Annotated in this window: 18 protein-coding genes and 1 pseudogene; 7 read left to right on the top strand and 12 right to left on the bottom strand. The window is 40.7% G+C overall.

Annotated features, from left to right (window positions below):
• Positions 1 to 130: 130 nt before the first annotated feature.
• From FBB35_RS15870 to FBB35_RS15855, 4 genes are all read right to left on the bottom strand, one after another.
• The gene (locus tag FBB35_RS15870; RefSeq protein WP_163929371.1) at positions 131 to 436 is read right to left on the bottom strand and encodes a DUF5132 domain-containing protein; all 306 of its coding nucleotides are present in this window, start codon (positions 434 to 436) and stop codon (positions 131 to 133) included.
• A 70-nt stretch (positions 437 to 506) separates the two neighbouring features.
• Positions 507 to 2,759 carry a heavy metal translocating P-type ATPase gene (locus FBB35_RS15865; RefSeq protein ID WP_174710455.1) on the bottom strand — a complete coding sequence of 751 codons (2,253 nt, stop codon included), beginning with the start codon at positions 2,757 to 2,759 and terminating at the stop codon, positions 507 to 509.
• A gap of 142 nt (positions 2,760 to 2,901) precedes the next feature.
• Positions 2,902 to 3,741 carry an HMA2 domain-containing protein gene (locus FBB35_RS15860; RefSeq protein WP_174710454.1) on the bottom strand — a complete coding sequence of 280 codons (840 nt, stop codon included), beginning with the start codon at positions 3,739 to 3,741 and terminating at the stop codon, positions 2,902 to 2,904.
• A gap of 38 nt (positions 3,742 to 3,779) precedes the next feature.
• Positions 3,780 to 4,850 (bottom strand): HMA2 domain-containing protein, encoded by a 1,071-nt coding sequence (locus tag FBB35_RS15855; protein ID WP_174710453.1) that lies wholly within the window; start codon positions 4,848 to 4,850, stop codon positions 3,780 to 3,782.
• A 425-nt stretch (positions 4,851 to 5,275) separates the two neighbouring features.
• Here FBB35_RS15855 and FBB35_RS15850 point away from each other — a divergent pair, with 425 nt between their 5' ends.
• From FBB35_RS15850 to purU, 5 genes are all read left to right on the top strand, one after another.
• On the top strand, positions 5,276 to 6,286 hold the full coding sequence (locus FBB35_RS15850; protein WP_174710452.1) for an ABC transporter ATP-binding protein: 1,011 nt from the start codon (positions 5,276 to 5,278) through the stop codon (positions 6,284 to 6,286).
• The gene (locus FBB35_RS15845) at positions 6,287 to 7,099 is read left to right on the top strand and encodes an ABC transporter permease (RefSeq protein ID WP_174710451.1); all 813 of its coding nucleotides are present in this window, start codon (positions 6,287 to 6,289) and stop codon (positions 7,097 to 7,099) included.
• A 14-nt stretch (positions 7,100 to 7,113) separates the two neighbouring features.
• Entirely contained in the window at positions 7,114 to 8,850 is a 1,737-nt protein-coding gene (locus FBB35_RS15840) for a Gldg family protein (RefSeq protein ID WP_174710450.1), read from the top strand.
• Positions 8,851 to 8,932: 82 nt separating this feature from the next.
• A complete protein-coding gene (locus FBB35_RS15835) occupies positions 8,933 to 9,556 on the top strand; it encodes a DUF4340 domain-containing protein (RefSeq protein WP_174710449.1) in 624 nt (207 codons plus the stop codon).
• A gap of 24 nt (positions 9,557 to 9,580) precedes the next feature.
• Complete coding sequence (gene purU, locus FBB35_RS15830) at positions 9,581 to 10,435, top strand: formyltetrahydrofolate deformylase (RefSeq protein ID WP_174710448.1); 855 nt, start codon at positions 9,581 to 9,583, stop codon at positions 10,433 to 10,435.
• Positions 10,436 to 10,491: 56 nt separating this feature from the next.
• On the opposite strand, the gene FBB35_RS15825 is transcribed toward purU, so the two are convergent.
• The 6 genes and pseudogenes from FBB35_RS15825 to FBB35_RS15805 form a co-directional block, all read right to left on the bottom strand.
• Positions 10,492 to 11,520, bottom strand: coding sequence for a DUF4435 domain-containing protein (locus FBB35_RS15825; RefSeq protein ID WP_174710447.1), 1,029 nt, complete (start codon positions 11,518 to 11,520; stop codon positions 10,492 to 10,494).
• Positions 11,517 to 12,854: an IS701 family transposase gene (locus FBB35_RS15820; protein WP_174708167.1), complete on the bottom strand. Its 1,338-nt coding sequence runs from the start codon at positions 12,852 to 12,854 to the stop codon at positions 11,517 to 11,519. The genes FBB35_RS15825 and FBB35_RS15820 overlap by 4 nt, the downstream gene beginning before the upstream one ends.
• An 86-nt stretch (positions 12,855 to 12,940) precedes the next feature.
• Positions 12,941 to 13,395: pseudogene (locus FBB35_RS34750) on the bottom strand (transposase).
• Between the two features lie 124 nt (positions 13,396 to 13,519).
• On the bottom strand, positions 13,520 to 13,897 hold the full coding sequence (locus tag FBB35_RS34745; RefSeq protein ID WP_254625605.1) for a transposase: 378 nt from the start codon (positions 13,895 to 13,897) through the stop codon (positions 13,520 to 13,522).
• A 59-nt stretch (positions 13,898 to 13,956) separates the two neighbouring features.
• Complete coding sequence (locus FBB35_RS35795; protein ID WP_368041847.1) at positions 13,957 to 14,151, bottom strand: AAA family ATPase; 195 nt, start codon at positions 14,149 to 14,151, stop codon at positions 13,957 to 13,959.
• The gene (locus tag FBB35_RS15805) at positions 14,135 to 15,076 is read right to left on the bottom strand and encodes an AAA family ATPase (RefSeq protein WP_174710445.1); all 942 of its coding nucleotides are present in this window, start codon (positions 15,074 to 15,076) and stop codon (positions 14,135 to 14,137) included. The genes FBB35_RS35795 and FBB35_RS15805 overlap by 17 nt, the downstream gene beginning before the upstream one ends.
• 58 nt (positions 15,077 to 15,134) lie before the next feature.
• On the opposite strand from FBB35_RS15805, the gene FBB35_RS15800 reads away from it, so the two are divergent.
• Positions 15,135 to 15,377: a hypothetical protein gene (locus FBB35_RS15800; protein WP_174710444.1), complete on the top strand. Its 243-nt coding sequence runs from the start codon at positions 15,135 to 15,137 to the stop codon at positions 15,375 to 15,377.
• Between the two features lie 287 nt (positions 15,378 to 15,664).
• Here FBB35_RS15800 and FBB35_RS15795 read toward each other — a convergent pair whose 3' ends face one another.
• Positions 15,665 to 17,308 carry a lipoxygenase family protein gene (locus tag FBB35_RS15795; RefSeq protein WP_174710443.1) on the bottom strand — a complete coding sequence of 548 codons (1,644 nt, stop codon included), beginning with the start codon at positions 17,306 to 17,308 and terminating at the stop codon, positions 15,665 to 15,667.
• A 324-nt stretch (positions 17,309 to 17,632) separates the two neighbouring features.
• Between FBB35_RS15795 and FBB35_RS15790 the strand changes: the two genes are divergently transcribed.
• On the top strand, positions 17,633 to 18,310 hold the full coding sequence (locus tag FBB35_RS15790) for an ATP-dependent Zn protease (RefSeq protein ID WP_174710442.1): 678 nt from the start codon (positions 17,633 to 17,635) through the stop codon (positions 18,308 to 18,310).
• A 19-nt stretch (positions 18,311 to 18,329) separates the two neighbouring features.
• Here FBB35_RS15790 and FBB35_RS15785 read toward each other — a convergent pair whose 3' ends face one another.
• Complete coding sequence (locus FBB35_RS15785) at positions 18,330 to 19,349, bottom strand: diguanylate cyclase (RefSeq protein ID WP_174710441.1); 1,020 nt, start codon at positions 19,347 to 19,349, stop codon at positions 18,330 to 18,332.
• Positions 19,350 to 20,031: the final 682 nt, after the last annotated feature.

Below are 20,031 nucleotides of genomic sequence, written 5' to 3'. Positions count from 1 at the left end.
ACCTACAATTTTTTTGCTATTTTCGTAGGTGCGTTAGGTGGAATACCGTAACGCACCTTACTAATTTGATATTTTGGTAATTGGAAGTTGCCCATGGCAAAGATTTTAACTTGCTAATGGGCAGATGAAATTACGCACCATTATCGGCGACATTATCCGCATTGGTGGCACTAGCTTCAAATACGGGTGTTTCTTTTTCATCAGCAAGTTCAGCTCTGGCTTCGGCTACCATGTCTTCCCAGGTTTCTCCCATTTCTGCAATGGTTCCTTTGCTTCTTTCATAAAGACCAATTCCGCCTTTGATGACTGACTTGACGAAGGGTTTACCAACTCCAGCGACAATGGGCAGCAGAACAGGTGCTAAGAGGACTGCACCAATTCCGACTATAATACCGGGAGCGCCTGCATCTTCAACAAAATCACTAATTTTAGCCATATTCAATTTCCTCCTGTTAATTGAGAAATCTGGGAAAGCCTTTTAAGATACTCTTGTCGGCATAGTTGGATCATCTTGCCGCTGGTAGAGTTTTATGTCGAGAACTTTTAAGAATTGGACGCAAACCGTTGACTCCGGCAACTACGGTTGAGCCATTGTTGACTACTGTTGCAGCTAAGGGGTTAAGACCAAAGAAAACGGCGATCGCTAATGCTGCTAAATTAGGAACAGCAACAAGTCCTGTGTTTTGCCGAATCAATTGCTTGGCTTGACGAGCGATCGCGATTGCTTCTAATAAACCATACAAGTCATTCTGCATCAACACTAAGTCTGCTGTCTCGCGGGCAATCTCAGAACTGTTGGCAAAGGATACGGAAACATCAGCGTAGGCTAAAGCTGGCGAATCGTTGATCCCATCGCCTACAAATGCAACTGTTTTACCTTGTTCGTGTAGTTGGCGGACAACTGTTGCCTTTTGTTCCGGAAAAGCTTCGGCGTGAGTATGCGTTGGCAAAATACCAAGTTGAGCAGCAACAGCAGTAGCAGTTCGCTTATTATCGCCGGTTAACATGTGAATCTCTACACCTTCGACCGTCGAAAGTGCTGTGATGACTTCCCGGCTTTCGGGACGGAGAACATCACTATATTTAATAATACCTTGAAGTTGCCCGTTGCTGGCTACATAAATCGCTGAATTTGCAGATTTTTGTTGACCATTTAACGCTGCGGTATCAATGCTACTGGAGCGCAAAAAGCGATCGCTCCCAACATAAACTGTCTCTCCATCAATCTGAGCTTGGACACCCAAACCTAGTTGATAATCCCACTTGCTACGCAGCAAAATTTCCACTTGCTCTGCTTCGGCATAGCGAACAATTGCCTCTGCTACTGGATGAGTTAAACGCTGTTCGGCGGCAGCTGCCAATTCCAACACCCGCAATCTTGAGGTTGCTGGATTGAGACTTTCCACACTGACTACATCGACTTCTCCTTTAGTCAGTGTCCCCGTCTTATCAAAAACTATAGTATCAACTTCTGCTAGTTGTTCTAACGCCCGTCCGCTACGGATGAGAATTCCCCGCCGCGCTGCATAAGTTAATGCTGCTAAAACTGTTGTCGGGACTGATACTCGAATACCTGTAGCAAAGTCTAGAGTTAAAACGCTGGCTGTCCGTGAGGGGTTACGGGTTGCGGCAAATACTGCCCCAGCAAGTAACAAAGTTGGCATAACAGCTTTTTGAGCAAATTTCGTGGCATAATTCTCCATCCGCGTATCGTGGACAGGCGCTTCTTGCATTAACTTAATGCTCTGTCCGGCGCGGGTATCATTGCCTATCCATTCTGCAAGAATATAAATTCGTCCTTCCCTTACCAACGTTGAAGCAAAAACCGGTTGTCCCTTTTTCTTCAAAACTGGCATCGACTCGCCAGTTAGTTTTTGCTCATCTAGCAGGGCTTTACCTCGCAAAATGCGACCATCAACCGGCACTTGTTCGCCAGGATAAACAATTACTGTATCGCCACGCTGCACATCTTGAATGGGAATTTGTTGCTTTTCGCCATTGCGTTCCACCCAGACAAATTGCCCTAAAGAACTAAGTAAATCTAGAGTTTGTTGAGCAGAAGAACGAGCCGTGCGATCGCGGATATTTTCGCCCACTTCAATTAAACCCAGCATCAGCGATGGTGTGAGAAATTGCCCTTGGAAGGTAGTAATCGCGATCGCCATTAAATCCAAAAAGTCAATATTCAATTTTTGCTCTCCCCTAATACCTTCCCAGGCTCGTTGCATAACGGGTAGTGTAGCTAGAGCGATTGGAAGCACTACTATCAAAGGCGGGATCGGTAATCCTAGCGGGCCTCCCAGCACTGCTAAAGTAGTCGCAACAGCCGAGAGTTGTAAACCTGGCCAAGAGTTCTCTTTTTTGGTTTCCGATAATGATGCAGAGTTTTTGAGAACGACTACAACACTTGCAGCCTGAATCAAATCGTGAAGGTGCGATCGCATCTTCGCATCGGAAACTTTATCAGATTTATAAGTAACTGCAACCGACATTGCCGCAGGCTTGACACGGACATTCTTTACCAGCGCATCTGCTGTTAACAATACTTCGAGACGCTTGGCATAATCTGCATCACAGCGTAAACGAGGTAGGCGAAACCGCAGTCTTCCCGGAGTTGTATGAACAATGCTGTAGGTAACGTTAGGGAACTCTCTTCGAGAATGTCCATTAGTGTCAGTTAAAGAAGCTTTTCCATTTCCTTCCAACACAGTGAATTGAGATTTTGGAGGTGATGGGAGTTGCAGTGCTACTTTTGCCATTACTTTTGTTTAATCCAAAATTGTTACACTTCGATAAAAATCAGGCTCTTTGCTGGGGTATAGAGAGCAAATTAGCCACCAATCCTGCGAGATTGATTAGCTATCAACAGTTTGGTTATTTATCATTTGCTAGATTTCTTAGCTAACTTATCGCTGTGGCGGGATCATTGGCAGATTCAATTAGATTGGCTAGATGAGATATTGCTGCTGACAAAAAGCTTTGCACTTGCTTCTGAGAATCCCGCATCATTCCAGTTTTATAGGTAATGACAACTGATTTAGCAGCGCTATTAACTCGCTCACTGGTAACTGTAGAATCTGATTTGAGTAATGCCTCTAACCGTTGGGCATATTTGGGATCGCAGGCAATTCGCGGTACACGAAACCGCACTCTTCCGGGAATGGCATGAGCAATGCTATAAGTTACTTTTGCAGGCTTTCTTGCTTGTTGAGTTACAAAATGAGCCGAAGATACCGAATTGCTTTTAGTCTTAGAGACTGATGTATCCGCAGAAGATAAAGAGAATGTTGCTGATTTCGGCTTCTGTGGTTGCATTGCTGGCTTTCTATCCTGCCTGTCTTCTCTTGCCACTAACGCTGAGTATGGTTTCAACTGATTTGCAGTTGCTAGTACCACTTCTGGATTACCAGCCAACTCAATCAAATTAGCCAAGTGCGATCGCATATCAACATCTGACATGACATCAGATTTATAGGTAATGGCAATTGACCCTACCATAGTATTATTGACTTGCCGATCTATTACCAAAGGCTCATTAGCAATCAAGGCAACAAGACGTTCCACATATTTTGGATCTTCGCTAATCTGAGGGATGCAAAATCCCACTTGTCCAGGAAATGCACAAATAATGCTATATACTACCCTTGAAGGCGGCGTTACTGGGTAATTAATCTTGTCTGTGACTGTTAGCTCTGGTTTTTTGTCTAAATCTGCTACCGATTCTAAATTTAAAACAGCCATAATTCCCCTCCAGTATTCCGCAATTTGAAACTGTATATTTAGGTTTGCAAGGGTAAGTTCGCCATAACACCTAATGACAAAGACATGGCAGGCGGTTTTAAGTTAGTCCACAGACTCGATAACTCTGAAGTTGTTGAGTTGATAACTTCAGGAGTCTGAGTAACGGGAGTAGTATGATTTGCCGTTGTTGCGTCTGTAATTTGATTGGTCTGATTTACTTCTTGTAGAGTCTGGTTAGCCGTTGTAATTGGCTGCGTTGGTGGGTTCATCTCCAACGCTAATTCCATCAGACTCACCCAATGAGATAATGGAATTTCACGAGACTGATAAGCGATCGCGATCGATGCCGCATCAAAATTCATCCGCACACTTGTAACTTCAGCATCGGTTTTCACTATTCTCTCAAGTCGCCGCCCATAAGCTCGATCTTGAGCGATTTTTGGTATCTGGAAGCGAATACGTCCATTAATTGCATGGATGACGCTGTAGTCAATCTTTGCAGGTGCTGCCACTTTGCTAGTTTTCTCAAGATTATTTGTTAATTTTTCTTGTTGGGTACTAGATTGGCGTTCCTCTTTTGATAATTGCGATATCGCAGAACTGGTATTATTACCGTCGTTTTTTTCTAATGTCGGAACTTGAGAGCCAAGATAACCAATTACACCACGGGTTGCATCCGCCGCAATCACATAAACTGGAATCGATACCCAGCCATGAATTCCTAACCCTCCTGTTACCGCCAAGCCTGTCATCATCGGAATTAAGGAAATACCCTGCTCTTTCCAAAATGAAGGTGATTTCCAAGCTGCAAAGGGATCGGTCTTGCTAGATGAATCAGATGAAGCTTGCGGCTGTTGGATCTCAATATCGGATCTTAACGCTAAAATTTGCGGTAATGACAGCTTATCTTCATCAAAATTAACTACCAAACTGCCCGTTTGCTCATTCACAGTAACTTCCCGCACTCCCTCTAAGGAGCGTAAATCTTGGGCTATGCTGTCTAATATCGAGTTCAAACTACTGTCAGTGCTACGGAGTCGCACGCGTCCGGTAGTGACATGAACTATTTGCAACCCACCTGGAGGCTGTAACTTCGTTGACTGTGACATCTTAGTTGCTTTGTTCTGTAGAGATTAAATTAGGAGATACTTTAGGGACAATATTTAATTTTTCACAATTACTAATATTTTTAGTCATTTACCTGATTACCCAATAGCTAGATCAAGTGAATAGGTTAACAATAGATTAAATTTAGCTTAACCCTGAGTATAAAGTATGTGTCTTCAGAATTATTTTTAACAATAATTTTCATGATAATGATTATCCAAAAGAGACGGACTTCCGAAAGCTCCCACTTCAGCCTTTAGGCAGGTGCGAGTTATTTAGTTTAGACATAATAGAGGTAGATTCTCGCTCCCAGAGTTGAACATAATTGCTGAGTACGCAATTATGCTAATAATTTGTGTTCAAATACAGAAACCAAGGTATTTGAGCATTTCTAAGGGAGTAAAGGCTGAAAGAATTGAGAGATTTTATGATCGAAGTTGAACATCTGAGTAAAATATACGGTTCCACCCCAGCGATTACTGATGTTACTTTTAGCGTCGAACCTGGGGAGATTTTAGGTCTTCTGGGCCCCAATGGTGCTGGTAAAACTACAACCATGAGGATTCTGGCGGGTTATTTACCGGCAACAAATGGTAATGCCCGCATTGCTGGTTATGATGTCCATGAAAATTCCCTGGCTGTGCGCCAACGGATTGGTTATTTACCCGAAACACCGCCGTTATATCCAGATATGACAGTGGAGGGATTTTTGCATTTTGTTGCCCAAATTAAGGGAGTACCAGCAGGCGATCGCGCCAACAAGGTAACAGCCGCCATTAAACGCTGCAACTTAGAAGATAAGAGGCGGGTAATTATTCGCAAACTCTCTAAAGGATACCGTCAACGTGTGGGAATTGCTCAAGCGATCGTTCACGATCCACCAGCGATCATTCTCGATGAACCCACCGTTGGACTCGATCCTCGACAAATAATTGAGGTGCGGAATTTAATCAAAAGCCTTGCTGGGACTCACACAATTATTCTTTCCACACATATTCTGCCAGAAGTAAGCATGACTTGTAGCCGTGTCGCTATTATTAATCGCGGCAAAGTTGTGGCAACTAATACACCAGAAAACCTGATGACTCAGTTGACAGGCGGTTCCGGGTATGAATTGGAAATAGAAGGAGAAGCTGCCCTAGCGAAACAGGTATTGCAAAATGTCGCGGGTGTGAGTCTGATAGAATCAATTCCGACCGCCGGAATGCATGGACATCAACCGCAGACAAATCGCGCTTACCTGCGGGTGATATCGCAACCGGGAAAAGAACCAGGAAAGGATATTGTTGCCACATTAGTGCGTGCAGGCTTTGGTTTACATGAACTGCGGCGAGTCAACGCTACCTTAGAAGATGTATTCTTGCAACTAACCACAGAAGAAAAAAATTTTGAGACTGAGGTAGACTTAGCAGCAGACAGAGAAGGAGAGGCAGCGTAAATGGGTGTAGTTCTGAGTAATATTATTGCCATTTATCGCCGAGAGTTACAGAGTTATTTTGTATCACCTTTGGCTTATGCGATCGCAGGCATATTTTGGTTCATTGCCGGGTTATTTTTCGTGATGATTTTGCTAGGGCCTGATGGCATTTTGCTAGGAGTCGCGGCCATAGATGCACAAGGGCAACAACTCGGAGTGCCAACACCGCCGATAGATGTCCCCTACGAATTTGTCCGAGCATTTTTGGATCGTATGGGGTGGCTATTGTTGTTTATCTTGCCGATTCTCTCGATGGGACTCTATGCCGAAGAACGCAAGCGGGGCACTTTAGAACTATTAGCCACGTCACCAATCACCAATTGGGCGGTAGCAGTAGGTAAGTTATTAGGTGTGCTAACATTTTTTACCACGATGGTTGTACCCATGCTAGTGTTGGAAGCGATCGCGATCAGTGGATCGAATCCACCAATGGGATTCTCAATTCCCTTGCTGGGTCATTTTGGATTAATCTTACTAGCAGCAGCAATTTTATCTGTAGGAATGTTTATTTCCTCCTTAACAGACAGTACAATTCTGTCTGCCGTATTCACATTTGCAGTAATTTTATTATTGTTATTGATTGATTTAATCGCCAAAATTGTCCCTGGACCAGTGGGCGAAGCTTTAGGTTATCTGTCGTTGCTGAAACATTACAACACCTTAATTCAAGGCATTTTTGATACCAGTGCCTTAATTTTATTCGCCAGTTACATTTTTTTGGGCATCTTTCTCACCGCCCAATCAATTGATGCACTGCGCTTTCAAAGGCAATAGTCATTTGACAAATTATGAAGATAGTTGCAAAAAAGAAACTGTGGAAATATTTGTTTTGGTTGGGCCCGTTCCTAATTGCTGTAGGCTTAACAGTTGGGTTAGTCTCTGAACAGTGGGGACTAATTCCATTAGCATTTATGATTGCGGGAATTGTAATCAGTGGGTTTGGAATAATATGGCAAAGCTATGAGACTAACTGGTGGAAACGTCGTTCTACCCAAGCCGGGACTAGTGCCTTAGTAGCAACTCTAGCAGTATTGGCAATTTTGGGATTGATTAACTTTTTAGGTACTCGCTACCACTCGCGGGCAGACTTAACAGAAAGTCAATTATTTACCCTTGCGCCCCAGTCACGTCAATTAGTGAGTGTTTTACCACAACCAGTTAAGGTGTGGGTATTTGATATTAACCAAAATCCTCAAGACCGAGAATTATTAGAAAATTATCAACGGCAAAGCTCAAAATTTAAATATGAATACATCGACCCCCAAGCTAGACCAGGACTTGCAGAAAAGTTTGGCGTTAAAGATTATGGGGAAGTTTATTTAGAATCTGGAGATAAACGGCAATTAGTACAAACAGTAAATCAAAATGAGCGATTATCAGAAATTAGATTAACTAGTCGGCTGCAACAACTAACAAATTCAACCACAGCCAAAGTTTACTTACTCCAAGGTCATGGCGAACGCCAACTTTCCCCCGGTAAAGATGCAATATCACAAGCTGTTCAGGGATTAGGCGACAAAAATTTCACAACATCACCACTGAATTTAGGAGAAACTTCTAAAGTTCCTCAAGATGCGTCTGTAGTGATAGTAGCTGGTCCCAAGCGAGGACTATTTGAAGGCGAAGTCAAAGCTTTGCAAGAGTATCTTAATCGCGGCGGTAACTTACTGCTAATGATTGATCCTAATACCGATCCCAAACTTAACAGCTTGTTACAAGAGTGGGGTATTCGTCTGGATAATCGTTTAGCAGTTGATGTCTCTGGCGAAAGCGTCGTGGGACTTGGCCCTGCTGCACCCTTAGTAACAGAATACGGACAACATCCAATTACCAAAGATTTCGGTAACGGTAATTCTTTTTATCCGATTTCCCGACCACTGGAAATTACCTCTGTGCCTGGTGTTCAGGCTACTCCATTGCTACGAACTAAACCCTATCCCAAAAGCTGGGCAGAAAGCGACCTCCAAAGCGAAAAATTGGAATTTAATGAAGGTAAAGACCTGAAAGGGCCTTTAATTTTGGGCGTTGCTTTAACCAGAAAACAAGTAGCTAAATCTGCTTCAACTCCCCAACCTGCAACGACACCTTCGCCACTACCATCACCAACCACTCAAGGCAAAGTTAGCCCCACCCCTTCCACCTCTCGCAGCACTCCACAAGCTTCACCTTTGCCATCACCAACCACCCAAGGTAAAGCTACCCCCACTCCCACATCTGCGGCTACTGCTTCTCCAACTCTTTCATCTCAAACAGCTACCGAATCACGCTTAGTAGTTTTAGGAAATTCCAATTTCGCCACCGATGGCTTGTTTCAACAGCAATTAAATGGAGATGTATTCCTCAACTCAGTTACTTGGCTGAGTCAACAGGATCAACAACCCCTTTCCATTCGCCCCAAAGAACCAAAAAATCGTCGGATAACCCTGACAACCACACAAGGCAATCTTTTAATATTGTCATCTCTATTGATTTTGCCTTTAATTGGGTTTGCGATCGCAGTTATTATCTGGTGGAAACGACGATAGACGCGATTAATCGCGTCTGTACAAGAGTTATAAGTGATAAACACTAACTCTTCACCAATAACAAATGACAAATGACTAAAAAATGAAATTGCCGAGAACGACTTTAATTTTGATACTGCTAGCGCTGGGTTTAGGTGGTTTTGTTTACTTCTCTGAGATTCGGGGTGCGGCTGTGCGAGAAGAAACCAAGGAGCAAAAGCAGAAAATTTTCTCTTTTGCCGCAGATGATGTGCAATCTCTAACAGTCAAGACAAAGAAACTCTCCCTGAATCTAGAACGTAACCCTGAATCTAGTAACCCCAAGTGGGTAATCAAATCTCCCATATCGGGCCCAGCCAATGATGCCATTGTTTCTTATTTGATGGATTTGCTAGTCAAAGGTAAGAGCGATCGCACCTTGTCAACTCCACCAAAAGAGCTTAGGCAATTTGCTTTAGATGAACCCCCAGCAACCATCAATATCACCCTAAAAAATCGACAAAGCCATCAGTTGATTTTGGGTAAATCTAACTTTAACGGGCATTTCTTGTATGCTCAAGCTGACCCGCCTGCTAAACCCGATGGAAATATAAATGTGCTGCTGGTATCTACAGATTTTGCAAATGCCGTGAATCGGGATCTGTCAGAGTGGCAGCAACCGGTAGATAATAGTCAGAAACTACCTCCGCTCACCATCCCTAAACCTAGCCCGACAAACAGCAAATAACTAATTAAAAAATCTGGCGATTTTATGACAAATCCGACAGCAACATTGCTGATTTCCTGCCCAGATCAACGGGGACTGGTGGCGAAATTTGCCAATTTCATCTATTCTAACGGTGGTAATATTATTCATGCAGATCAGCATACAGACTTTGCTGCTGGGTTATTTCTCACCCGCATTGAATGGCAGTTAGAGGGATTTAATTTACCGCGTGAGTTTATTGCGCCGGCTTTTAATTCCATTGCCCAACCTCTTAGTGCAAAGTGGGAAATACGTTTTTCTGATACAGTACCACGCATTGCTATTTGGGTAAGTCGGCAAGACCATTGTCTATTTGATTTAATTTGGCGACAACGCGCTAAAGAATTTGTGGCTGAAATTCCTTTAATTATTAGTAATCATGCTAATTTAAAGGTAGTTGCAGAACAATTTAATATCGACTTTCAGCACGTTCCCATCACTAAAGATAATAAATCGGAGCAAGAAGCCCAACAACTAGAATTACTCCGCCAGTACAAAATAGATTTAGTTGTATTGGCAAAATATATGCAGATTGTTAGTGCAGATTTTATTAGTCAATTTCCACAAATTATTAATATTCATCACTCATTTTTACCAGCTTTTATTGGCGCAAATCCCTATCATCGAGCTTTTGAACGTGGGGTAAAAATTATTGGTGCGACGGCGCATTATGCTACTGCTGATTTAGACGCAGGGCCAATTATTGAACAGGATGTGGTACGAGTTAGTCACCGTGATGAAGTTGATGATTTGGTGAGAAAAGGCAAAGATTTAGAGCGAGTTGTATTAGCAAGAGCGGTGCGATCGCACTTACAAAATCGTGTATTAGTATATGGTAATAGAACAGTAGTGTTTGAGTGATTTTATATCCAAAGGAATCTAAACAGTCAGTTTTAAGTTAGAAAGCGCCTTCATTGTTAATGATCGGCAATTATCCGATCAACAATTTGCTTCATACCTGCTGGCTGAAAATTCTTATCACGCATACGAGCTAAGATTAAATCTCGAAACCTTTCATAAGGAATACCTCGCCAAAATCTTTCTACAAAGAGGTTTATAATGTCGCGCCCAGGAAAAATTCTACGCCAAGTGCCATTTCCAAGAGATGTAGTTGCTTCTAAGCGATATTGTTTTTCAAGGTCAGTGAGATGTTTTTCAGAAAGCTCATTTAAAGTCAATTTTTCAATGCGATCATGGCATCGAGCAACTGCTTTTGCAAGTTCAGATCCTACAGATTGGATACTTCGATCAAAACCAAGATCAAGTTTGCTTTTAAGTTGGCGATCTGCGTGCTTAAGCAACTGATGTCTAACCACATTAGTAATTATCTTAGAAGCGAACTCTCTAAGCTGTTTATCAATATCTTCCTCCGTCGCAACTTCTTTACGTAAGGCATTTATATCCCGAAGAGCTTGGAAAATGAAATGTGGTTCGAGGAGATAGTTCTCAATATGATAAACATCCCAACTCATACGATTAGAATTTCCAAGCACATCTGAATCATCTGTATCGCGGTCAGTTACAGCGTAAAACTTTGCAGGGATATAACGCCGCGCATTCTCCAGTACTTCGTAAAGGTCTGCAACTCGCCTTTTGTTACCACCTGATATAAAGTTGACTGTATCTGAAAATTTTGGGAAGAGCTGACTAACCATCCAACGGTCAAACTCAGTATTACCCCCGCCTTCAAAAATTACAATTTTGGCACCTGGGCGGTAAGCTGCAAGGTCTCCAACGAGGTCTATAATTATTCGCTCAACATCCTCATTTGCTTTAACTACTGTAGCCTGATTTTTACTATCAAAATTGCTAGATGGCTGGATATGAAATACTCGGAAGTCATCACGCTCAACTGCTTCTCTGATAAGAGTGTCAGAATGCGTAACTAACCATATCCCTCTTCTGTCACTCTCCGAGATAAGCAAGTAGTAAATAAGTGAAATCATCCAGAAGCAAAAAAGGGTTTAAATTGGTTCATGGCACAAATTAAATGATTAAATCCTAGCAATAAATGAGAATTTGGAAAAATATCTAACCAGGGATAAATCAGCCAAAATAGTAAAAGAGGTTGGACAATTAAACGAAGATTATTAAGAGTATTCTTCCATCCAGAATTATGATTCCATTGTTGATGATGAGAAAAATCTACACAATTAACATAACTAGTACCTATCACCTCAGTTTCAATTTGAAGAGATTGATTTAAGGCTAAAAAGGCTGGGGAATTTAGACTAATCATTGTGTAAACACAAAAAATAATTTCCCACCATCTCTCTATATGTTGAAAATTTGTCAAGCGATAATCTGTCCAGCCGAGTTCCTGTTTACATTGTCGAAACCCATATTCTACCCAGGTTCTTAATCCATATAAATCGCCTAAAGTTTTTTTGAGATTTCCTTGAAGATTCGTCATGACAAATGAAGTGGAATTATCCGGCATTGTTTCTGGATCAGTAGTTATTTCCCAGTAAGTTATGGCTCTTTTTTTACCATAAATTATTTCTCGGATATATCTGATTTCGGATTTTTTATTACTAAATGTTCTCTCAAATTTGCACCACTTGTTAGCTCTAACGCTCTGATTAGCTGGTAGCCAGACTCCGTGATTACTTCTAATTGCTACAACATAAGCTAATTCATATTCATTGAGCTTTTTGATGAATTTGCTACTTTCACCATATAAACTATCGGCTAATACTAATTCAATATTAAACCCCTCATTTATTAATTCTGTAATAATTTCTGACGCTAACTCTATTTTGGTTTTATATTTATCTCCTGATTTGAGCGTCCCTTTCGGTTTAAATACTTTGAAACTTAATGGAAATGTTACATTTTCATAAACTCCATAAGCATTGACTGATACTATTCCATTATCTATTTTTCCTACACTCCCTAGATATTGTCTTGCAACATAATCTGTCTTTTTACCTTTTTTCCTATCTCCAGTTTCATCTATTACTACGGTTATCGCCTGACTATTTAATGCTTTCTTTAATTTATCTAATCTTCGGCTCTTTAATTTATTTGCTGACCAATCTGAATAGGCTATGAAATGATGTAATGACTGTGCCGAGTTTATACTTACTACTTTGGCTATTTCTGGTAATGATTTTCTTTTTATTGGTGCAATTATCCCTAAATGTAAATATTTGAAGCATTCATAATTTCTTACTTCTTTGAACAGGTCTTTATACTCTGCACAATATTCATCTATGATCGCAACTGTTGGCTGGGCATCTCTTGCCAAATGTTTTAGGATTTGTAATTCTACATCCATTGCCCTGCTTACCTGAAGAGAGTTTTTTCTTTTAATCCTTTTATTCAGAATACTCGGAAAGTGACAGAAGAGGGATATAGCGGTTATCAGTCTTGTGAGGTACAGTAGCAGCAGTGAGTAAACCAACCCAGCAAATTCTCTATTGTCACTTCTGCGAATGCCGTATCTAATGCCTGGAGTAAATCAGGGTATGTCCTTGCACCGATGCGACGGAGAATGTTCTTAATCTTGGACCAACAATTCTCAATCGGTGAAAAATCGGGAGAATAGGGGGGAGATAAATGAGATGAGCGCCAGCAGCGATGAGCAAAGCTTCAAGTTCATCACTTTTATGGATTGAGCAGTTATCCATGATCACCACTGCACCAGGCCAAAGTTTGGGTACGAGCTTTTGGGCGATGAAGGCATCAAAAGTCAAAGCATCGATAGAACCTAAGCCACTCCATTGGGTGAGCAGTCCTTTCAAGCTAATTGCACCAATTACCGAGACATTTTTCCCTTTGCGGTTGGGCTTTTGAGCATAGGCTGAAAGGCCAGGCAAGGCGCGGGCACATTTGCGGATGAAGGACAGATTAACTCCCGATTCATCTAAGAAAATCAGCTCTTCGACGGGTATCCCCCTCAAGAGTTTCCAGTACTCAAATCGGGCTAGTTGGACTTCATCACTACCTTTTTTGTGAGGTGGAGACTTTTTTTTTGAGGTTGAGGTGAAGTTTCCAGCGAACCATCCGATTCACCGTAGCTACCCCAATTAAGACCTCTGTTTTCTCGTAAAGTCGTTCCCGCAATTCGCTTAACGTCGCATCGGGCTGTGCTATGACGAGTTGGCGCAGGATTTCTAACTGTTCAGCATTCAACTTTGTTGCTGTCTGCTCAGTCCGCACCTTGGGGCCTATCATCCCCAATTCTCGATGGCGTTTGAGTAAATTTTGCACAAAACTTAAGGTGACACCAAAGTTTTTAGCCAGTTTTCGTTGGGAAATGTCACCGCAGGCATAAGCATCAACTATTTTTTGACGCAAGTCGAGAGAGTAGGCTTTCATCACCACCAATTATCAGTAGAATTGCTCTCTCCTACTGTACTGAAGTAGACTGATAACCGCTATAACTGATTTCCTAATGGCTTTCCAAGATTCTTGTGATAAAAAGATGCTAGGCCACTTATCAGGCGTGGATTTAGGTGAAGTTCCGGTTCGTCCATTAGAAGTACAGAATTTCGAGGAGCTGTGTTCCGTAAACGCAGATAGCCGTAGAGAACTTCCTTCTCACCAGAACTTAGCTCATTGATATATATCATGTATGGCACCAGAGGTCGTTCGCACAGGAAATAGAAGCTGTCCATCAGCCTGCGGTTGCGCTCCTAAAAACTCTTTACCAGGGAAAAAAGTTGCAAACAGTTCTTTTAATGTATTAGTTAGCGTGTCAATTTCGCCACCTGTTGTGCTAATCTCTTTCGCAAGAAGTTGACGAATATAGCCTGAAGCCATTTCTGCCTTCAAGTTTAAATATTTGTTTGTGTAGTTGTAGAGTGTATGTTGCCGCAATTGCTGTTCATTCGATTCAAGACTGAGGTTAATTGCGTTAATTTTTTCACGGGCGTAATTTCGACTAGCTCCATGATAATCAATAATACCAATGTGCTGGGGCTTATAATTGCCGAATACAAGCTCAAGAATTTGTGATGGTGCTATGTCTATAGTACTATCAGGCTGTATTTTGATACGACCAATGTGAGAAGTCTGGTTTAAATTATTAATCAGAGATGAAACTGTCTCTCTGGTATGCTGTTCTACAATAGGCGTGTATATGCGTTGCTCCATTGCCAGGGATTCTGCATTAGTGAATCCCCCCTTCCCATGTTGAAGTGAGACCCCCTGCCAAATTTGATTTTGTAGTAGCTTATTTGCCTCATTTAAAAGGTAGTTCTTTTCTTGAGGAGATAACAAAATTTCTACAACTACTTCTAGTGGCTGATTCTTATCTTGAAATAGAGATAACATATCCTCTTTTCTACTGCGATTAATTTGGAATTCATTGAACCACTGCTGCAACTCATTCTGCTGATAACCTCCATAGAATGACTTTAACAGTCGGATTGCATCCAAAACGCATGACTTCCCACAACCGTTTGGCCCAGCAATAACAACAACCTCGCTCAAGTCTGTAAGCTTAAGACCAGTAATCGCACGAAAATTTTTGATTTCAAGGCTACAAATACGCATTATTTAGCTTTAAGACTAATACTACCCACATGCTATTTTAATATACGCAATCTTATTGATGTTTGATGGTGGAATAGTAAAAAGTAAGCACTCTCTTAGTCAAATAAATAGAGTCATCGAAAAATGTTTAGATGGGCTATATAAATCTCAGGACACTTTAGATGGAAAAATTAAAATTTCTGAAGTGGAAAAACATAAAGTTTTAGAAAAAATAGGAAAAGCCAGTGGGCACGATGTCAGAATCCGTGTATTGGCAGATCAACTTATAGACCTAGTATTTGAGCAAATTGCTGAATCTTGAGATAATCGTGTAAAGGATTAAGCGATCGCACTTTATGAAAATCTCCTAGAACAGCAAGATAAAGCTCACAATGAAACTCTGGAAGAACGTGAAATTTAAAAGATGTGTATTTACAAAAAGCGTCAGTAACTTGAGCAAAGACAGAATGAGCAGAAGTCATTTTAAATAAATACACTATTGTTTAACCGATTTGTAAACTCAGAACCGCAAGCATGTTACTAAACAAAAACATCTCCAAAAGCTGTCAAACTTTTTGGAGATGTCTAATCAACTGCAATGATATTCAGTTACACACTAATACTATTAGTAACAAGCCTCGGTTTCAAATAGTTGTAATTTATTAAACGACTTTTGTTATTCAACTCAATTTCCCGCTCTGCTTCATTCAACTCTTGCTGTAATTTAGCTAAAACATCCTGAGCCTCTGGGTCTAAAAATTTATCATCATAGTACCCTAATCTGTCATAACGGTAGGCCGACAGGATAAATAAAATCGATAATTGGTCAGCAGTTTGCTTTGACGGTGGCAGAAATGATAATAGACTTTTTAGGTCAGGAATAGTGCCTTCTGCTGTCATTTGTTTATAAGCAGCAAGGGGCATATTGGGCATGAAAGTCATATATTCATATTGTGAATAGTTGACAGCAGCGTGTTGTGGCCCACAAGTGAAGATAACCGCAGTAGCAATATCAACTAATTGGTCTAATATGTCGATGCGATTGCTAACACCCTTAACTCGTCCGCCTGATTGAGAAACTAATTCCTGCGCCCAACTTTGTAATTCCAAGTCTGCTGTTAAGTCTTGGGGAGTTTTGTAGTATATCTGCAAGTATTCAGACACAAACTTTTTAATGGCATTCCACAATAGCAAGCCATCGTCTCGATAGGGATAGTGAGGTAAGTTGTCTGGATCATCCATGCCCCGATTTTTTAGTTCAGTAGGTAAGGAAAACTGATCTAAGCTCCATTCTGTATATGCGTTAACGACAATTTGCAATGATTCTTGCAGAGTTCCGGCTAGCAATTCGTCAACAGGGCCACCTCTACTAATTAGGCGCTTACGAGCCAAGTCATTATTAGCCAACATGAAACGGAAGTGAGGTTTTAGTAATAAGTTGAGGGGATGGTTCTCGGCTAATTGACGCGCTGTAACAATAGCAAAGGGTTCCATAACAAAGTGAGTTCGACACAAATGGCTACTCATTTCATGATGGTTAGCATCAGCAATTTGAACACAAAGCTTGGCATGAAACCAGGTTAAAGGGTCATCAAAAGGTGTAATTAGCTGGCTCTGTTTACCATCTATGGGGTTGATTTGGATGGCAATCGGTACTAGTTGACCGCGATCGCTAAAACCAGAACTGCGCCAACAAAAGAAAGCTATAGGGGTTGGTAAATACTTCTTACCTCTTTCATAAGTACCTCCTTTAACAAATGCAAGCGCTCTGTAATCAGCTACATATAAATTTCCATTCGCAAGTTTTTTTACTAAGTTGATAGAGTCACCAAACTTTTCTTGCAGTTCTAAAATTGTAAAGGCGAAGCCATCTGGCATCTGCTCAATTCGATGTAAAACAAAAGGATTTGCTCCACAAAGCCGTTGTTCACAAAAAGAGTCATCAGTTTGGTATGTTTTGATGACATTAGGTTTAGGCAAAACTGGAAAATAGTCTTCATAGTCTTGCAATTCATCTAAAGGGTCCCATAAAGAACGGGTTTTAACGGCTAACATATTTATAGGTAGTTCTGCTGTCTCTAACGTCCGTTCAGCAATATACTTAGTTGAAAAGTTTTCTATAGAAGGTACATTTTTTAGCATTGCCATAGGCGCTAAAAAGTCGTAATCAAATTCATACTCCCCTTGATTTCTCTCTAGCAATATTTGACGTTTTGTAGGGTCAGGATCATTTTGAGGAAGGTATGGCTTCATAACTTTTTGTGCCAATTTAAGGTAAGAACAATAACAGGTAATTTTACCTCTAAAATCTGGATTTTAAATTTTCACATAAAATATTTAACAGCATTTATTTTGGTCTATCTGCAAACGACATCTATAGGTTTTAAACCGCTTACTATGAATCAGGCTTACTTATTGCTGTTATGCAGAATATCCATATTTGTAAGATTTCTTCACTGATAGTCAAATTCTCATGGGGAAATTACATCGTCAAGGGATTTGTAGAGACACTTGATACAGAAGGTGTGCGATCGCATCATAATAAAGAAATATTAAGCTGCACTCAGAAAACTCTCAATGAGCCAGACTACCTTAAATTTAGTTGCAATATCTATCTTTCTCATGACCCTATCGGTACTGCTGGGGCCATTCTTGAATTTGTCGCCAGCAGTACCGGCACTTGCAACCTTTGCTATCTTAGGCATAGCTACGTTAGATAGTTTTAGCTTGCAAGGCAAGGGTGGTACTATTTTTTTAGATTGGATTGCTGGTTTTTCAAGTGAACACCGCGATCGCATCCTCCACCACGAAGCAGGGCATTTTTTAGTTGCTTACTTGCTGGGGATTCCCGTTACCGGCTACACACTCAGCGCTTGGGAAGCCTGGAAACAGGGGCAACCTGGGCAAGGTGGTGTTAGCTTTGATGATGGCGAATTAGCTTCTCAATTAGAGATGGGTAAAATCAGTGCCCAAATGCTAGACCGCTACTGTACTGTTTGGATGGCTGGGATTGCTGCTGAAACCCTAGTTTTTAATAATGCTGAGGGTGGATCTGATGATAAAAGCAAACTGATTGGAGTCTTGACAGTTTTGGGCTTTTCTGAATCAGTTTATCAACAGAAACTGCGCTTTCATGCTCTCCAAGCAAAAACCCTACTACAAGAAAATTGGTCTAGTTACGAAGCTTTAGTTAATGCTATGCGACAAGGCACTTCAGTAGAAGATTGTCATGCTGAGTTAGGAGCGGGGCAGTAGGGGAAGAATGAATGACAAATTATGAAGAAACAACTTTCAAATGTGAATGAGATACGTAGTTAGAGTGAATAACTCGATTACGCCCAGCATTTTTAGCCTGTAAGAGACATTGATCGGCACGATTCAATAGACTTTCTCCTTGTTCATCATCATCAGCTTGCAGACTGGCTGTACCTAGACTAATGGTGATATTAATAGTCAGTTTATTACTGAGTGCAAATGGTTCATCGCTAACTACGCGATTAAGACGACGGGCTACTAATAGTGCTTCCTCATCGGTAGTGTTAGCCAGAAGAATCACAAATTCTTCGCCACCATAGCGAAATGCTGTGTCTTGACAGCGCAGATTGTGTCGTAGACGCTGACATAATACTTGCAAAATGCGATCGCCTACTAAATGCCCGTGAGTATCGTTAACTTTCTTGAAATGATCTACATCCAGCATAATCAAACTCAGGGAAGTTTTTTGAGTTCTCGCTCTTTGAATTTGCCTCGGTAAATCCCATTCTAAAGCACGACGATTATTTAATTCTGTCAACGAATCGGCTAAAGCGATCGCTGATAACATATCATTTGTCCGAATCAAATCTCGATATTTTTGTGCTTTTCGCAAACCAACAGTCAATTGAGCAAGTATTAATCCATGATTGGCAGTCAACTCTGATAAATTATGGTCTGTTTTTTCATTAATAAGATGCCAAATATAAGCATCGGCTCCTTGCTTTAGGACCGCAGCACTCATCTCTAATTCTCTGTGCCAACCCTTATTTCTATCAGCAAGCTGCTGGAAACGATCCTCGAATAAAATACAATATATCCAGGATAGTTTTGTCTGCTCTTTCAACCAATTGCACAGTTCCATACTGCCATCCAAGCTAGCCTGCACAAGTATTATATCGGGGGGCGCTATTTTAATCCGCGACACTGCTTGATTCAGATTGTCTATAACTTCTACACTAAAAGCAGCCGCATAACGGATCTGATCTGGAAGTGTGGCGATAAAATTATTTTTTCCAAAGACCAGAATAGAAATATTCATTGCTTGATTTTTTATCCTATTTAAATTTTAGAGACATTAAGTTGAGTCATTTACTAGTATCATTGCCTAATACTAAATATCATCTTTTAGGCTGAGTTAAAACACTGGTTATATACTTTCACTGACGACAAATTCCCAATATTTTTCCAAATTGGATCTCCTTTTAAGAATTTATATTTACTTCTAGGAATTCTGAAATATTCACTTCTGACAACTAATGTCTTCTTTACACTATGTTTTTCAAACAGTAAAAATACTGAATAATATTGAGACGTATCAAGCCTATTCATATGCTTTCTTAAGTGTTGTTTTGCTGATTAAATTACAAAAATAAATAGCTTTAAATAACCTCCACATTAGACAAATAATTTTCTTTTCCTATAGAAAAATAAAGACATTATATTTTTTTTTTAATCCAACGATCAAAATCTAAATTTGATTGTTGAATTAAAAATGTTATTTTTCATAGGTGACTTCAGCCTTTTGGTTTATAACTTAGGCTTTAATAAAGTATTAAGGTAAGAGTGAAATCAAAAAAGAATGCGAACTAAATACACAGCAAAACTCCCTGCTGCTATGGGCAGGAGATTTCTGGCACGAATAAGCTCTAGAATTCCAGAGCGAATTTATCGCGTGAAAAATACCCAAATTAAGTAAGAAGTAAAACTTGGGTTCACAATGT

The organism is Nostoc sp. TCL240-02, assembly GCF_013343235.1.
Lineage (GTDB): Bacteria > Cyanobacteriota > Cyanobacteriia > Cyanobacteriales > Nostocaceae > Nostoc.
The sequence above is the reverse complement of the archived record's forward strand: the minus strand, read 5'-3'. Positions and strand labels throughout refer to the sequence as shown.

Bases quoted from the DNA above. Each gene is read 5' to 3' on its own strand.
- FBB35_RS15870 (WP_163929371.1), bottom strand. From the start codon at position 436: ATGGCTAAAATTAGTGATTTTGTTGAAGATGCAGGCGCTCCCGGTATT.
- FBB35_RS15865 (WP_174710455.1), bottom strand. From the start codon at position 2,759: ATGGCAAAAGTAGCACTGCAACTCCCATCACCTCCAAAATCTCAATTC.
- FBB35_RS15860 (WP_174710454.1), bottom strand. From the start codon at position 3,741: ATGGCTGTTTTAAATTTAGAATCGGTAGCAGATTTAGACAAAAAACCA.
- FBB35_RS15855 (WP_174710453.1), bottom strand. From the start codon at position 4,850: ATGTCACAGTCAACGAAGTTACAGCCTCCAGGTGGGTTGCAAATAGTT.
- FBB35_RS15850 (WP_174710452.1), top strand. From the start codon at position 5,276: ATGATCGAAGTTGAACATCTGAGTAAAATATACGGTTCCACCCCAGCG.
- FBB35_RS15845 (WP_174710451.1), top strand. From the start codon at position 6,287: ATGGGTGTAGTTCTGAGTAATATTATTGCCATTTATCGCCGAGAGTTA.
- FBB35_RS15840 (WP_174710450.1), top strand. From the start codon at position 7,114: ATGAAGATAGTTGCAAAAAAGAAACTGTGGAAATATTTGTTTTGGTTG.
- FBB35_RS15835 (WP_174710449.1), top strand. From the start codon at position 8,933: ATGAAATTGCCGAGAACGACTTTAATTTTGATACTGCTAGCGCTGGGT.
- purU (WP_174710448.1), top strand. From the start codon at position 9,581: ATGACAAATCCGACAGCAACATTGCTGATTTCCTGCCCAGATCAACGG.
- FBB35_RS15825 (WP_174710447.1), bottom strand. From the start codon at position 11,520: ATGATTTCACTTATTTACTACTTGCTTATCTCGGAGAGTGACAGAAGA.
- FBB35_RS15820 (WP_174708167.1), bottom strand. From the start codon at position 12,854: ATGGATGTAGAATTACAAATCCTAAAACATTTGGCAAGAGATGCCCAG.
- FBB35_RS34745 (WP_254625605.1), bottom strand. From the start codon at position 13,897: ATGAAAGCCTACTCTCTCGACTTGCGTCAAAAAATAGTTGATGCTTAT.
- FBB35_RS35795 (WP_368041847.1), bottom strand. From the start codon at position 14,151: ATGATATATATCAATGAGCTAAGTTCTGGTGAGAAGGAAGTTCTCTAC.
- FBB35_RS15805 (WP_174710445.1), bottom strand. From the start codon at position 15,076: ATGCGTATTTGTAGCCTTGAAATCAAAAATTTTCGTGCGATTACTGGT.
- FBB35_RS15800 (WP_174710444.1), top strand. From the start codon at position 15,135: ATGTTTGATGGTGGAATAGTAAAAAGTAAGCACTCTCTTAGTCAAATA.
- FBB35_RS15795 (WP_174710443.1), bottom strand. From the start codon at position 17,308: ATGAAGCCATACCTTCCTCAAAATGATCCTGACCCTACAAAACGTCAA.
- FBB35_RS15790 (WP_174710442.1), top strand. From the start codon at position 17,633: ATGAGCCAGACTACCTTAAATTTAGTTGCAATATCTATCTTTCTCATG.
- FBB35_RS15785 (WP_174710441.1), bottom strand. From the start codon at position 19,349: ATGAATATTTCTATTCTGGTCTTTGGAAAAAATAATTTTATCGCCACA.